The sequence below is a fragment of the Enterobacter sp. MGH120 genome, from assembly GCF_001037725.1.
Lineage (GTDB): Bacteria > Pseudomonadota > Gammaproteobacteria > Enterobacterales > Enterobacteriaceae > Enterobacter > Enterobacter hormaechei_C.
Genome location: NZ_KQ089940.1, coordinates 4154465 through 4168596, shown reverse-complemented (window position 1 = coordinate 4168596; position 14132 = coordinate 4154465). Strand labels below are relative to the sequence as shown.

The 14132-nt window shown below is 55.8% G+C and carries 11 protein-coding genes; 5 read left to right on the top strand and 6 right to left on the bottom strand.

Annotated elements, in window-relative coordinates; all coding sequences use genetic code 11:
• Positions 1-54: 54 nt before the first annotated feature.
• From folK to thpR, 6 genes are all read right to left on the bottom strand, one after another.
• Positions 55-534: a 2-amino-4-hydroxy-6-hydroxymethyldihydropteridine diphosphokinase gene (gene folK, locus SK54_RS19460; protein WP_015572706.1), complete on the bottom strand. Its 480-nt coding sequence runs from the start codon at positions 532-534 to the stop codon at positions 55-57.
• Positions 531-1928 carry a polynucleotide adenylyltransferase PcnB gene (gene pcnB, locus SK54_RS19455; RefSeq protein ID WP_026080645.1) on the bottom strand — a complete coding sequence of 466 codons (1398 nt, stop codon included), beginning with the start codon at positions 1926-1928 and terminating at the stop codon, positions 531-533. The genes folK and pcnB overlap by 4 nt, the downstream gene beginning before the upstream one ends.
• A 42-nt stretch (positions 1929-1970) precedes the next feature.
• Positions 1971-2861: a tRNA glutamyl-Q(34) synthetase GluQRS gene (gene gluQRS, locus SK54_RS19450; protein WP_039271683.1), complete on the bottom strand. Its 891-nt coding sequence runs from the start codon at positions 2859-2861 to the stop codon at positions 1971-1973.
• Positions 2862-2920: 59 nt separating this feature from the next.
• A complete protein-coding gene (dksA, locus tag SK54_RS19445) occupies positions 2921-3376 on the bottom strand; it encodes an RNA polymerase-binding protein DksA (RefSeq protein ID WP_001155232.1) in 456 nt (151 codons plus the stop codon).
• A gap of 176 nt (positions 3377-3552) precedes the next feature.
• The gene (gene sfsA / locus SK54_RS19440) at positions 3553-4257 is read right to left on the bottom strand and encodes a DNA/RNA nuclease SfsA (protein ID WP_017694492.1); all 705 of its coding nucleotides are present in this window, start codon (positions 4255-4257) and stop codon (positions 3553-3555) included.
• Positions 4247-4801 (bottom strand): RNA 2',3'-cyclic phosphodiesterase, encoded by a 555-nt coding sequence (gene thpR / locus SK54_RS19435; RefSeq protein WP_003856249.1) that lies wholly within the window; start codon positions 4799-4801, stop codon positions 4247-4249. The genes sfsA and thpR overlap by 11 nt, the downstream gene beginning before the upstream one ends.
• Before the next feature lie 73 nt (positions 4802-4874).
• Here thpR and hrpB point away from each other — a divergent pair, with 73 nt between their 5' ends.
• The 5 genes from hrpB (at position 4875) to SK54_RS19410 (ending at position 14118) form a co-directional block, all read left to right on the top strand.
• The gene (gene hrpB, locus SK54_RS19430; protein WP_048247807.1) at positions 4875-7304 is read left to right on the top strand and encodes an ATP-dependent helicase HrpB; all 2430 of its coding nucleotides are present in this window, start codon (positions 4875-4877) and stop codon (positions 7302-7304) included.
• A gap of 152 nt (positions 7305-7456) precedes the next feature.
• Positions 7457-9982, top strand: a complete 2526-nt coding sequence (gene mrcB / locus SK54_RS19425; protein ID WP_015572709.1) for a bifunctional glycosyl transferase/transpeptidase — start codon at positions 7457-7459, stop codon at positions 9980-9982.
• A 272-nt stretch (positions 9983-10254) separates the two neighbouring features.
• Positions 10255-10863, top strand: coding sequence for a fimbrial protein (locus SK54_RS19420; protein ID WP_017383750.1), 609 nt, complete (start codon positions 10255-10257; stop codon positions 10861-10863).
• A 43-nt stretch (positions 10864-10906) separates the two neighbouring features.
• Positions 10907-11620 carry a fimbrial biogenesis chaperone gene (locus SK54_RS19415; protein ID WP_032682231.1) on the top strand — a complete coding sequence of 238 codons (714 nt, stop codon included), beginning with the start codon at positions 10907-10909 and terminating at the stop codon, positions 11618-11620.
• A 20-nt stretch (positions 11621-11640) separates the two neighbouring features.
• The gene (locus tag SK54_RS19410) at positions 11641-14118 is read left to right on the top strand and encodes a fimbria/pilus outer membrane usher protein (protein ID WP_048247804.1); all 2478 of its coding nucleotides are present in this window, start codon (positions 11641-11643) and stop codon (positions 14116-14118) included.
• Positions 14119-14132: the final 14 nt, after the last annotated feature.

Sequence of the window (14132 nt, the reverse complement as noted above, 5' to 3'; positions counted from 1 at the left end):
TTAGGCAATCGATTAACCGCAAATAAGGAATGGTTAATCGATGCGGAGGCGGGATTACCAGCGGGCCGGTTTATCCGCGTTGAGATTTTGCAGAACGGCTTGCAGCGAGGAGCCGTCAGGGAAGGTGAGATCGGGCGCGACTTCAAACAGTGGCCAGAGCATAAACCCGCGGTTTTTCATGTCGTAATGCGGAACGGTGAGGCGTTCGGTGTTAATCACCTCATGACCGAAAAGCATAATATCGAGATCGAGCGTGCGCGGTCCCCAGCGTTCGGCTTTGCGGACGCGACCCTGCTGTAGCTCAATACGCTGGGTATTATCCAGCAGCGTTTCTGCGTCAAGGGTCGTTTCCAGCACCACGGCGGCGTTCAGATAATCAGGTTGATCCTGCGGGCCGAGCGGCGGCGTACGGTAAAATGAGGACAGCGCGACAATGCGGCTTTGGGGGATCTCTCCCAGGGCCTGCACGGCAGCGTTAACCTGCTCCAGCGGAGAGGCCAGATTGCTGCCGATGGCGATATACGCAAGGGTCATGCCGTACCTTCACGACGCGGTGCGCGTTTGCGCGGGCGACGGTGACGACGGCGCGGTGCCGGTTCATCATCCAGATCCGTAAGCATATCTTTTTGCTCCGGTGGCGCAGAAACCTGAAACTCGCCCCACCACTGCGCCAGGCGCTGTAGTTCCGGGTTCCTTTCAACTTCAGCACGCAGAGAGAGCAGATCGAACGCGGCGCGGAACTTAGGATGCTCCATCAGCTTCCAGGCGCGTTTACCCTGACGGCGGGACATACGCAGCTGAAGCTGCCAGATATCACGCACCAGCGTGGTAATACGTTTCGGGATCGCCAGCGTGCGACAGCCTTCGTCCAGCACGTCGTTTGCCGCCAGCGCGAACGCATCATAATAGGCGAGACCGCTCTCCTGGGTAATGCGCTGCGCCGTTTCCAGCAGCGGATACCAGAACATGGCCGCGAACAGGAACGCCGGATTCACGCGCATATCGTTATGAATACGGGTATCGGTGTTCTTCAGCACCTGCGCAATTATCCGCTCCATTGCGCTGTCACCGTTTTCGGTGAAGTAGCGGGTAATGGTCGGGAACAGCGGCTGGAACAGGTTGTACTCACGCAGCAGGTTGTAGGTTTCAAACCCGTAGCCTGCCTGGAGCAGCTTTAACGACTCCTCAAACAGACGGGCAGGGGGCACGTCGTTGATCAGCGTCGCCAGGCGCGGGATCGGCTCTGCGGTTTCCGGGCTGATACGCATGTTCAGCTTGGCGGCGAAACGCACGGCGCGAAGCATTCGGACCGGATCTTCGCGATAGCGTGTTTCCGGCGTGCCGATCAGGCGAATCAGACCGTCTTTCAGATCCTGCATACCGCCGACGTAATCGCGCACGGTAAAATCCGCCACGCTGTAGTAAAGGCTGTTGATGGTGAAATCGCGACGCTGAGCATCTTCTTCAATAGAGCCGAAGATGTTGTCACGAAGCAGCATGCCGTTTTGGCCGCGCTGGGAAGTCGTGCGATCGTTAACGCCCGCTTCGTGGTGACCGCGGAAGGTTGCCACTTCAATAATTTCCGGTCCAAACATCACGTGCGCCAGACGGAAACGGCGGCCAACCAGACGGCAGTTGCGGAATAATTTACGCACCTGCTCAGGCGTGGCGCTGGTCGTCACGTCGAAATCTTTTGGTTTTTTGCCCAGCAGTAAATCGCGCACCCCGCCGCCGACGAGATAGGCCTCGTAGCCTGCTTTATTCAGACGATAGAGCACCTTGAGGGCATTTTCACTGATATCTTTGCGGGAAATATTGTGCTGCTCACGCGGAATGACCGACATGTGTGGCTGTGCAATAGCGTCGTTCGCCATGCTCTCTTCGCGGCTCAGCACTTTACGGCAAAAATTAGCGACTCGGGTAAAAATAGTACACCTCGTAGTGTGTTTTGTTATCAAAAAAGCGGCTAATCATAGCTCAGCGCAACGCATTTGAGAATGCTGGATTTTTGGCACGGCCATAAGCGCCCAGTCAGCAATGGCCGTTTTCAGCAATTCATCCAGACTCAGATCCTGCCATTCCTGCGTTACATTCTGGTTGAGAAATCGCAGCGCGTCGATCAAAACCGGGCGCGGATCGCCGTCAGGCAGCGCCGGGGCATGATTCTGTTTCGATAGCTTATTTCCCTGTTCATTGACTGCCAGCGGCAGATGGATGTAATCCGGCACCGCCCAGCCAAACTGCTGGTAAAGCGATATTTGCCGCACGGTAGGCTCAACCAGATCCGCCCCGCGCACGATTTCCGTAACACCCTGGAAATGGTCATCGACAACCACCGCCAGGTTATAGGCAAACAAACCATCACGACGGTGAATAATAAAATCTTCACGCGCCAGGCGTTCATCCGCCTGAATTGTTCCTGAGAGTACGTCGGTAAACTGCGTCACCGGAGAACGCTGTATCAGCCGCACGGCGGCATTCTCAGGACCGTTGTGCCGCGTACGGCAGTGGCCGTCGTAAACGCCACCCACGCTCTGAATTCGCGCCCGCGTGCAGGTGCAATTATAGGAAAGGCCCTGTTCAGCAAGCCACGCCAGACGTTCACGGTAGGCATCATGGCGTTGAGACTGCCAGAGTACGTCGCCATCCCAGTGAAGACCGTAATGTTCCAGCTGACGCAGAATAGTTTCTGCTGCACCGGGAACTTCACGTGGAGGATCGATATCTTCAATGCGGACCAGCCATTGACCCTGACGGGCGCGAGCCTGTAGGTAGCTGCCGAGCGCGGCAATTAATGAGCCGAAGTGTAATTCACCGGAGGGAGATGGCGCAAAGCGCCCAATATAGTGAGATTCAGACATATCAACGGTAACAAGGCGGGAGAGACTCCCGCCTTAGCTGAGTAGTGAGAGGGCAGGCGTTAGCCGGCCATCTGTTTTTCGCGGATTTCTGCCAGCGTTTTACAGTCGATGCACAGATCGGCTGTTGGACGCGCTTCCAGGCGACGAATACCGATTTCAACACCGCAGGATTCGCAGTAGCCAAAATCTTCGTCCTCGACCTTCTTCAGCGTTTTTTCGATCTTTTTGATCAGTTTGCGCTCGCGGTCACGGTTACGCAGTTCGAGGCTGAACTCTTCTTCCTGAGCGGCACGGTCGACCGGGTCCGGGAAGTTAGCAGCTTCATCCTGCATATGTGTAACGGTGCGATCGACTTCATCCCTGAGTTGATTACGCCATGCTTCAAGAATACGCTTGAAGTGCGACAGCTGGGCTTCGTTCATATACTCTTCGCCCGGCTTCTCTTGATACGGCTCCACCCCAGCGATGGCGAGAATACTCAGGGACGATGTTTTACGGTTTTGCCCTTCTTGCATGTTGCTTCTCCTTAACACGCACTATCGATCCCCGTGTTGGGGGAAAAATCAGGTCGCTATAAATAGCAGATGCTTTTCCGTATGGCAATTATCTAAACGTAACACTTGACAACCCTGTGAGGAAAAGCGTATTTGCGCACGCGGCCAGAACACTTATTAGTCAATCGTCTAATCCCTTATAAGACAATGGGAAGAGAGGATCTCAGAGTCATATTATCGGCAGAAAGTTCCGCTTTATAGGCGAAAATCTCTACCCCCTGCTTTTGTGCCTCATTCAACAATTGCGCGTATTTAGGATCAATATGACGGGCCGGGGAAAACCGTTCAATGGCTGAATGCAGAACCGCAAACAGCAACACGGCGCGCTTGCCCGCCGCCGCTACACTCATTAGCTCTCGCAGATGCTTCTGGCCACGTAGCGTTACCGCATCCGGAAAGAAGCCGTTTTCCTGTTCCGCTAACGTCACTGATTTCACTTCAATATAGCACTCAGGGCGGTCTTCCGCCTGTAACATAAAATCAATTCTGCTGCCTTCATCGCCATATTTCACTTCGCTTTTTTGCGTGCCGTAACCCACCAGTTCAGGAAGCATTCCATTTGTCAGGGCTTCCTTAACCAGCTGATTTGCGCGCAGGGTATTCACGCAAATAAATGCCCCGCTTTGCGTCTCGGTCATTTCCCAGGTATGAGGATATTTGCGTTTAGTATTTTCTGATGTGGAATACCAGACCGTGTCACCCGGCGTGGCGCAACCGGTCATGGCGCCGGTGTTAGGGCAGTGCAGCGTGAGCGTTTCGCCCTCAGGGGTGATCACGTCAGCGAGAAAGCGTTTGTAACGCTGGATCAGCGTGGCGGGCTGGAGTGCAGGGCTAAACTTCATCAGGATTCCTTAACGTGTCGCCCAGCGTCCAGCGCTGGAGCGGAGTATAGCGGGTGCGTCCTTGTACAAAGGCAGATTCGTACAGCGCAAATTCATTCACCTGAAAGGACCAGTGAAAGCCCGGTGGCGGGATGGCAACGGCCTGACCCGCGTCGCGCAGCAGGGTAATGTGGGGATGAAACGGCTGCGGGCTCTGATAACAGCCGCTGCGCGCGGCCTGCGCCCGCAGCATGTTGGCGAGCTGTAGCAGTCCGCGAGGGGGCTGCCGCGTCCCCAGCCAGACCACCCGAGAGCGCAGCCATTGCCCGGCATCGTCAAGATGCAGCGTAAACCCCGGCTGCGAAATGCGTCCGGCCATTGCGCTTAACGCGCGCTGCTTTTCAGCGCTTACTTCACCAAGAAAGGCTAACGTCAGGTGCATATTGGCGGCGACGACGGGGCGGCCCGCTTCCGCGGGGAAGTGGCTGGCGCGCCAGCGAACAATCTGCCGTTGAAGCGTGGTGGGTAATTCAATGGCGAAGAATAGCCGTTTTGACTCAGACATGCGCAAGACTCGGTAATGATATGCGCCGATGCTACAATGTACGCCGATTAATGTTAACCCTCTGGAGCCGTAAGTGTCCTCTTTGCCCGTCGCCGTCGTCCTTCCTGAGCTTCTCGCAGCCTTAGAACATGCGCCACAGGTTTTGCTCAGCGCGCCCACCGGAGCGGGTAAATCCACCTGGCTGCCCCTGCAAATTCTGCGCGAGGGGCGCATCAGCGGGAAAATTATCCTGCTGGAGCCACGCAGGCTGGCGGCGCGCAATGTGGCGCAGCGCCTGGCTGAACTGCTGAATGAAAAACCGGGCGAGACGGTAGGGTACCGGATGCGCGCCGAAACCTGCGTTGGACCGTCCACGCGGCTGGAGGTGGTCACCGAGGGTATTCTCACCCGTATGCTGCAAAACGATCCGGAGCTGACCGGCGTCGGGCTGGTGATCCTTGATGAATTTCACGAGCGCAGCCTCCAGGCCGATCTGGCCCTTGCGCTGCTGCTCGACGTTCAGCAGGGGCTGCGCGACGACCTTCGGCTGCTGATTATGTCGGCGACGCTGGATAACGAGCGGCTCCGGCAGACGCTCCCTGACGCGCCGATGATCTCCTCTGAAGGGCGTGCGTTCCCGGTCGAGCGCCGCTATCAGCCGCTGCCTGCCCATCAGCGTTTTGACGAAGCGGTTGCCATCGCCACCGCCGAATTGCTCCGCCAGGAGCCCGGCTCGCTGCTGCTGTTTTTACCCGGCGTAGGCGAAATCCAGCGCGTACAGGAGCAGTTGGCATCCCGGGTGAACAGTGACGTTATGCTGTGCCCGCTCTACGGCGCGCTGCCGTTGGCTGACCAGCGCAAGGCGATCCTTCCCGCACCGGCGGGGCAGCGCAAAGTGGTGCTGGCAACCAATATCGCGGAAACCAGTTTGACCATCGAAGGCATTCGCCTGGTGGTGGACAGTACGCAGGAGAGGGTGGCCAGTTTTGATCCGCGTACCGGGCTGACCAGGCTACTGACGCAGCGCATCAGCCAGGCCTCGATGGTGCAGCGCGCAGGGCGAGCAGGGCGTCTTGAGCCGGGTATTTGCCTGCATTTAACCAGCGCCGAGCAGGCGGAGCGTGCGGCATTGCAGAGCACGCCTGAGATTTTACAAAGCGATCTCTCCGGGCTGGTGATGGATCTGATGCAGTGGGGCTGCCCGGACCCTGACCAGCTCACCTGGCTTAATCCTCCGCCTGTCGTGAACCTTTCCGCCGCGCGCAGCCTGCTGACCCAGCTTGGCGCGCTGGAAGACGAGCGACTGACGGCGCGCGGTCAGAAAATGGCGGCGCTGGGCAACGATCCGCGTCTGGCGGCAATGCTGGTGGCAGCACAGGGCGACGATGAAATTGCCACGGCGGCAAAACTGGCGGCTATTCTTGAGGAGCCGCCGCGCGGTGGCAGCAGCGATCTGGGACAGGCCTTTTCTCGCCATCAGGGAAACTGGCAACAACGCGCGCAGCAGCTGTGTAAACGCCTGAATTGCCGGGGCGGTTCGCCTGACAGCGATAAAGTTATCCCTCTGCTGGCCCAGGCCTTCCCGGACAGGATCGCTCGCCGTCGCGGGCTGGATGGTCGCTATCAGCTGGCAAATGGGATGGGCGCGATGCTGGACAGCGATGACGCCCTGACGCGTCACGAATGGCTGATCGCGCCGCTCTTGCTCCAGGGCAGCCACTCCCCGGACGCGCGTATTTTACAGGCGGTTGCCGTGGATATTGACGCCCTGACGCGTGCCTGCCCGCAGCTGCTTCAGCAATCTGACATCGTGGAATGGGATGATGCCCAGGGCACGCTGAAGGCGTTCCGTCGTAGCCAGATTGGCAAACTGACGCTCGGGACGAAACCGCTGGCGAAGCCGTCGGAGGAAGAGTTACACCAGGCGATGCTGAACGGCATTCGGGAAAAAGGGCTGAGCGTACTGAACTGGACGCCGGAGGCCGAACAGTATCGCATTCGCCTGCATTGCGCCGCGAAGTGGCTGCCGGAACAGGGGTGGCCAGCGGTGGATGATGAGACGCTGCTCGCGACGCTTGAACAGTGGCTGTTGCCGCAGATGAACGGCGTACACTCGCTGCGCGCCCTGAAGGCGCTTGATGTTAAGGCAGCGTTACAGAATTTACTGGACTGGTCGTTACGTCAACGTCTGGATAGTGAACTGCCTGGGCATTACACTGTGCCAACCGGGAGCCGGATTGCCATTCGTTATCATGAGGATAATCCGCCGGCGCTGGCGGTTCGGATGCAGGAGATGTTTGGTGAGGCCACCACGCCGTCCATCGCTGAAGGGCGCGTGCCGTTAGTGCTTGAGCTGCTTTCGCCTGCGCATCGTCCCTTGCAGATCACCCGCGATCTGGGGGCGTTCTGGGCGGGGAGCTATCGTGAAGTGCAGAAAGAGATGAAAGGGCGATATCCCAAACACGTCTGGCCGGACGATCCGGCGAATACCGCGCCGACACGGCGCACGAAGAAATATTCGTAATGGATCGAAAAGGGGAGTGCGGCCTGATGCCCTCACCCCGGCCCTCTCCCACGGGGAAAGGGAGAAACAAACTTTGAGAGATTTCTTCTTTCACTGACCTGTGCAAGATAAGAAAATCTGGCCTTTGCGCCTGAATGTTGCGGAGAAAAAGCATGGCGGGGAATGACCGCGAGCCAATAGGACGTAAGGGAAAGCCGACGCGTCCGGCGAAAGAAAAGGTAAGCCGTCGTCGCCTCAGAGATGAGGAGTATGACGATGACTATGAAGACGATTATGAGGATGAAGAACCGATGCCACGTAAAGGGAAAGGCAAAGGGCGTAAGCCTCGTGGTAAGCGCGGCTGGTTCTGGTTGCTGCTGAAGCTGTTCATTGTTTTTGTTGTCCTGATCGCGATTTACGGCGTTTATCTGGATCAGAAGATCCGCAGCCGTATCGACGGGAAAGTCTGGCAATTGCCTGCGGCAGTGTACGGTCGCATGGTGAACCTTGAGCCGGACATGTCCATCAGCAAGAACGAGATGGTGAAGCTGCTGCAAGCCACGCAGTATCGTCAGGTCACGAAAATGACCCGTCCGGGTGAATTTACCGTCCAGGCGAAAAGCATTGAGATGATCCGCCGTCCGTTCGACTTCCCGGACAGTAAAGAAGGGCAGGTGCGCGCGCGTCTGACCTTTGACGGCGATCGTCTGGAAACCATTGAGAACATGGATAACGATCGCCAGTTCGGTTTCTTCCGTCTCGATCCGCGTCTCATCACCATGCTGTCGTCCGCAAACGGCGAACAGCGCCTGTTCGTGGCGCGTAATGGCTTCCCGGATCTGCTGGTAGATACCCTGCTGGCAACCGAAGACCGCCACTTCTACGAGCACGACGGTATTAGCCTTTACTCCATTGGTCGTGCGGTACTGGCGAACCTGACTGCCGGGCGTACGGTGCAGGGGGCAAGTACCCTGACCCAGCAGCTGGTGAAAAACCTGTTCCTCTCCAGCGAGCGCTCTTACTGGCGTAAAGCCAACGAAGCGTACATGGCCGTGCTGATGGATGCGCGCTACAGCAAGGATCGTATTCTTGAGCTGTACATGAACGAGGTGTACCTCGGTCAGAGCGGTGACAACGAGATCCGCGGCTTCCCGCTGGCGAGCCTGTACTACTTTGGTCGTCCGGTAGAAGAGCTGAGCCTTGACCAGCAGGCGCTGCTGGTGGGCATGGTGAAAGGCGCGTCGATCTACAACCCGTGGCGTAACCCGAAACTGGCGCTGGAGCGACGTAACCTGGTGCTGCGTCTGCTGCAACAACAGCAGGTGATTGACCAGGAGCTGTACGACATGCTGAGCGCGCGTCCGCTGGGCGTTCAGCCGCGCGGTGGGGTGATCTCTCCGCAGCCTGCCTTTATGCAGATGGTGCGTCAGGAGTTGCAGTCTAAGCTCGGGGATAAAGTGAAAGATCTCTCCGGCGTGAAGATCTTTACCACCTTTGACTCCGTGGCACAGGACGCCGCAGAAAAAGCGGCGGTAGAAGGTATTCCGGCGCTGAAAAAGCAGCGTAAGCTGAGCGATCTGGAAACCGCGATGGTAGTGGTTGACCGTAACACCGGCGAAGTTCGTGCCATGGTGGGCGGTGCTGAGCCGCAGTTTGCGGGCTATAACCGTGCCATGCAGGCGCGTCGTTCAATTGGTTCACTGGCAAAACCGGCGACCTATCTGACCGCGCTGAGCCAGCCGAATCTTTATCGCCTGAATACCTGGATTGCCGATGCGCCAATTTCCCTGCGCCAGCCTAACGGCCAGGTTTGGTCACCGCAGAACGATGACAGACAGTTCAGCGGCCAGGTCATGCTGGTGGATGCGTTAACCCGCTCGATGAACGTGCCAACGGTTAACCTCGGAATGGCGCTGGGCCTGCCGGCCATTACCGACACCTGGCAGAAGCTGGGGGTACCGAAAGATCAGCTGCACCCGGTGCCAGCGATGATTCTGGGGGCGCTTAACCTGACGCCAATCGAAGTGGCGCAGGCGTTCCAGACCATCGCCAGCGGCGGTAACCGTGCTCCGCTTTCCGCTCTGCGTTCGGTGATTGCCGAAGATGGCTCCGTGCTGTATCAGAGCTTCCCGCAGGCAGAACGTGCAGTTCCGGCGCAGGCGGCCTATATGACGCTGTGGACCATGCAGCAGGTTGTCCAGCGCGGTACAGGCCGTCAGCTGGGAGCGAAGTATCCGGGCCTGCATCTGGCGGGTAAAACCGGGACCACCAACAACAACGTCGATACCTGGTTCGCCGGTATTGATGGTCGTGAAGTGGTCATCACCTGGGTGGGGCGCGATAACAACCAGCCGACCAAACTGTATGGCGCGAGCGGTGCGATGTCGATTTACCAGCGCTACCTGGCCAACCAGTCTCCGGTGCCGCTGAACCTGGTTGCCCCGGAAGATATCGTTGATATGGGCGTGGACGCATCGGGCAACTTTATTTGCGGTGGCGGGATGCGTACGCTGCCGGTCTGGACGACTAACCCGGATGCGCTGTGTCAGCAAAGTCAGCCAGAAGAACCGACAGGTAACCCGTTCGATCAGTCTTCTCAACCCCAGCAGCCGCAGCAGCAACAGCCGCAGCAGCAGAATGAGAAGAAAGACAGCGACGGTGTCGCCGGCTGGATCAAGGACATGTTTGGCGGAAACTAATTAGTTTCCTGAATAAAAGGCCGCTTAATGGTTAAGCGGCCTTTTTTTATGTTTACATTCATTTATATTTAAAATTATTAAATTTAAAATGTAGAATTATTAATTTTTGCTTTTTTTCATCTAAAACAGAAAGTTGTGTCCGATTATTCGGGCATTATCATTTTGCGATCTAGACGTGATGAAGAATAATCTGATTAAATCCTCCCCAGAAATTTACTGACCTCACAGGATATTCCTTAGAGGACTTCCCAACATTTTTGTATATATCAAGAATGGATATCTTCATCATCACATATAAGGATATTGTTATGAGTAAATATGTTGTTTCAACGGTGCTGGCCAGCACGTTTATGGCTGCACTTTCTCTGCCGGTATTTGCAGCGAATGATTCTGGTACGGTAAATTTCGCCGGAAAAATTGTGGCGGATACCTGTGAAATTGATGTTGATGGCTCGGGGTCCAATACTTCCACCGTCACATTTGCAGATACTTATCCTTCTGATTTTGGTACTGACGGTCAGGTCGGGACGTCGAAGGCCTTTAAGATTGAAGTGAAAAAATGTGATCCGCTGGTTGCCAAACTGAACCTCAAGTTCAGCGGCACCACAACGGATGCGGAATACAAGCGCCTGAAGAACGATCTTTCCGGCGCTGGCAATGCGACCAACGTTGGCATCATTGTCAGTAATGAAAATGGGACTAAGGGGGACGTGGTTTTCAACGGATCAGAACCGGAAGCCGGTACCGATGTTGCGAACGATGCCACTGGCGCCACAGCATCTGTCTTTAATTACACCGCGAAAGTTATTCAGGTTGGTGATAACAAACCAACAGCAGGTCACTACTCCTCATCTGCAACGTTCGAGGTTGTTTATCGCTAAATCTATTTTGGCAGCCTGAAAGGGCTGCCTTCTGGAACGTAGTATGAATTATTTATTAAAATTGTTAGGTGGATGTTTGATTATCTCTTGCTGTTCAGTACAGGCAAGTGTGGTTCTCGGTGGCACGCGAATTATTTATCCATCGAATAAATCCGAAGTACAAATAGCACTCAAAAATAAAGACCCTCATACTCGATATCTGGTGCAAAGCTGGGTGAGTTACCCCAACGATGCAAAAGCACCTTTCATCATTACGCCGCCTGTCTATAAATTACAGGAAAATCGTCAGACCCTTTTGCACATCATTTTTACCGGCGATAAAAAAAATCTGCCCGCAGATCGCGAATCTTTATTTCTGGCGAATGTGAAATCCGTCTCGGCGTTATCACCTGACTTAAAAGACAAGAATACGCTGCAATTCGCGATGAAAACGCGTCTGAAGCTGTTCTGGCGCCCTGCTGATTTGAAAGAAGCCGATGCCCTTCAGGCCTATGAAAAAATCACCTTCCGCCGCCAGGGTAACAGGCTCATTGCGAAAAACCCAACGCCGTTTTACGTCTCCTTTGGCGAGCTGGCCGTGGGCGGGAAAAGTGTCCCTGTGACTGACACAAAAACCACGCCGGGGGCAATTTCAATGATGGTCGCACCTTTCAGCGAGCAATATTTTTCTGTGCCTCAATCTGCAAACGGGCCCGTGACGTGGACTGCTATTAGCGATTTCGGCGCGCAAACCTCCCAGCGCAAGCAGGCTCTTTAAACACACAATGCTGGTACCCTATGTCGTCATCTCCACTCTACAAACAGGTTCTGAAGGGAATCGCGTTAGCGCTGCTCGCGATGATCCAGCCTGTGAGTGCAGATGACGAATTTAACCTGCGGATCCTCGAGATGGACACTCCGCTGGAAAACACCTCAACGCTAAAAAATTTCATCAATGATAATGGCTTACTGCCCGGAAACTTTCTGACGACCATTATGTGGGATCGGGATGTTCTGGATAAACGCACGGTGAGTTGGATCTTGTCTGACGATAAGCAGCGCCTGTTACCGGAGCTGACCAAAGCGGATCTGCGTGCATTAGGGGTAAAAGTCGACACGATCCCGGACATGAAAGATCTGGATGATGCGGTGATAATCGATGACATCTCCCATTTTATTGATAATGCCCGCTACGATTACGACCAGGATAATCAGACCCTCAAGCTGGTGATCCCGCAAAAATACCGCGATCAGGCTGCGGCCGGGGCTATCGAGCCTAAATTTTGGGATGACGGTGCTCCCGCCGCCTGGACAAGCTACCAGTTTAGCGGCTCTCAGCAGCACTACCGTACTGGTGAAACGTCATCTGCATGGCTTGGCCTGGAGTCGGGGATCAACCTCGGGGCGTGGCGGTTGCGTAACAACAGCACCTGGAGTGACAACGCCGGTTGGGATGCAATCGCCAGTACGCTGCAACGTGATATCAAAACCCTGCAAAGCCAGCTTGAGATAGGCCAGACGTACACTAACGGCGAGCTTTTCGACAGCGTCCAAATGACCGGCGTGAAGCTGGAAACGGATACTTCCATGCTGCCCACCAGCCAGCAGGGGTTTGCCCCCGTGGTGCGTGGTATCGCAAATAGCGATGCAAAGGTCACCATCAGGCAAAACGGCTACACCATTTATCAAAGCAACGTCTCTCCGGGGCCATTTGAGATCCGCGATTTAAGCCAGGTCACATCCGGCGCGGATCTGGAGGTGACGGTGGAAGAGGCCGACGGCAGCGAACACAGCTTCATCCAGGCCAGCGCATCGGTACCGGTGCTACAGCGGGAAGGGGCATTTAAATATTCGCTGGCAGCAGGGCGTTATCGCGGTAATGAAGGTGAGGACGAGCCCCCTTTTCTGCAAGGGACGGTCATTTACGGCCTGCCTTATGGCGTAACAACATACGCCGGCGCGCTCGTTGCATCGTCGTATCAGGCTATGCTGGCGGGAACAGGGGCCGATCTTGGCCGTTTCGGATCGGCATCCGTGGATGTGACCGCCGCCCGTACGGCTTTTGATGATGGACGAGATGATGCCCGCGGGATGTCATGGCGTGCGCAGTATTCCAGGGATATTCCGGATACAGATACCACCGTGACGCTTGCCAGCTACCGTTATTCCACCTCAGGGTTTTATACCTTTCAGGAAGCTGTCGACCAGCGTGACAGCGAGATTGACGATGGGATTTATACCTATCGGCGAACCAATAATCGGCGCAGCCGCATGCAGGTTAATCTTTCCCAACGCGTTTCGGACTGGGGATCGGCTTACCTTAATGGCTATCAGCAGGATTACTGGAACATGGCGGGACACGAGCGCAGCGTCAGTGCGGGGCTAAGCTCCGGCTGGCGCGGTATAACCTGGTCGGTAAGCTACAGCCTGACGCGTACGCCGGACGCCAATACCGATCGGCAAATGGCGTTGATGGTCAACGTACCTCTTTCACGCTGGCTAGCGAACGCATGGTCAACTTACAGCGCCAACACTGCCAGCGGTGGATTCGTTTCGCATCAGGTAGGGATCGGCGGCACGGCACTTGAGAACAATAACCTCAGCTATAACCTCCAGCAGACCTATGCCAGTCACGATACTGGCTATGGTGGCAGTGTATCCGGGCGCTACCGGGGATCTGCCGGTGATGTCGGGCTGGGGTATAACTACGGGGGCGATAACCGACAGTGGAACTACAGCGCGCAGGGTTCAATTGTTGCGCATGAACATGGAGTAACCCTGGGGCAATCCGTCCGCGACGCCTTTGCCATTGTCCATATCAAAGATGGCGATAACGTCAAAGTACAGAACGGGCGAGGGATCTACACCGATCGCTTTGGTAACGCGATTGTCCCTTCCCTGACGGCCTACCGGAAAAACGGTATTACGGTCAACACCCAGGATCGTGAAGATATTGAAATTGCCGCCGCTACCCAGGATGTTGTCCCAACAAAAGGCGCGGCCATCTCAGCGAATTTTGATGCACGAGTGGGGAAGCGTGCGCTTATCACGCTGCTTTTCCACGGCAAGCCGGTACCTTTCGGCGCCATTGTCACGCAGGAAAGTGCAACGGCTATCGTCGGTGATGAAGGAGAAGTCTGGCTTACCGGTCTGCATGAAGCGGTTTCCCTGAATGTGCAGTGGGGTGACGGGCGCGATCAACGGTGTGCGTGGGCGGGGGATCTCCCTCCCGGGCGCTCAGCAACTATTTTGAAAATGACGGTAAATTGCCAATGAGGCGTAGCAAAGAA

Excerpts from the sequence above, each read along its gene's own strand:
- sfsA (WP_017694492.1), bottom strand. The coding sequence starts at position 4,257 with ATGAAGTTTAGCCCTGCACTCCAGCCCGCCACGCTGATCCAGCGTTAC.
- SK54_RS19415 (WP_032682231.1), top strand. The coding sequence starts at position 10,907 with ATGAATTATTTATTAAAATTGTTAGGTGGATGTTTGATTATCTCTTGC.
- folK (WP_015572706.1), bottom strand. The coding sequence starts at position 534 with ATGACCCTTGCGTATATCGCCATCGGCAGCAATCTGGCCTCTCCGCTG.
- dksA (WP_001155232.1), bottom strand. The coding sequence starts at position 3,376 with ATGCAAGAAGGGCAAAACCGTAAAACATCGTCCCTGAGTATTCTCGCC.
- mrcB (WP_015572709.1), top strand. The coding sequence starts at position 7,457 with ATGGCGGGGAATGACCGCGAGCCAATAGGACGTAAGGGAAAGCCGACG.
- gluQRS (WP_039271683.1), bottom strand. The coding sequence starts at position 2,861 with ATGTCTGAATCTCACTATATTGGGCGCTTTGCGCCATCTCCCTCCGGT.
- SK54_RS19420 (WP_017383750.1), top strand. The coding sequence starts at position 10,255 with ATGGATATCTTCATCATCACATATAAGGATATTGTTATGAGTAAATAT.
- SK54_RS19410 (WP_048247804.1), top strand. The coding sequence starts at position 11,641 with ATGTCGTCATCTCCACTCTACAAACAGGTTCTGAAGGGAATCGCGTTA.
- thpR (WP_003856249.1), bottom strand. The coding sequence starts at position 4,801 with ATGTCTGAGTCAAAACGGCTATTCTTCGCCATTGAATTACCCACCACG.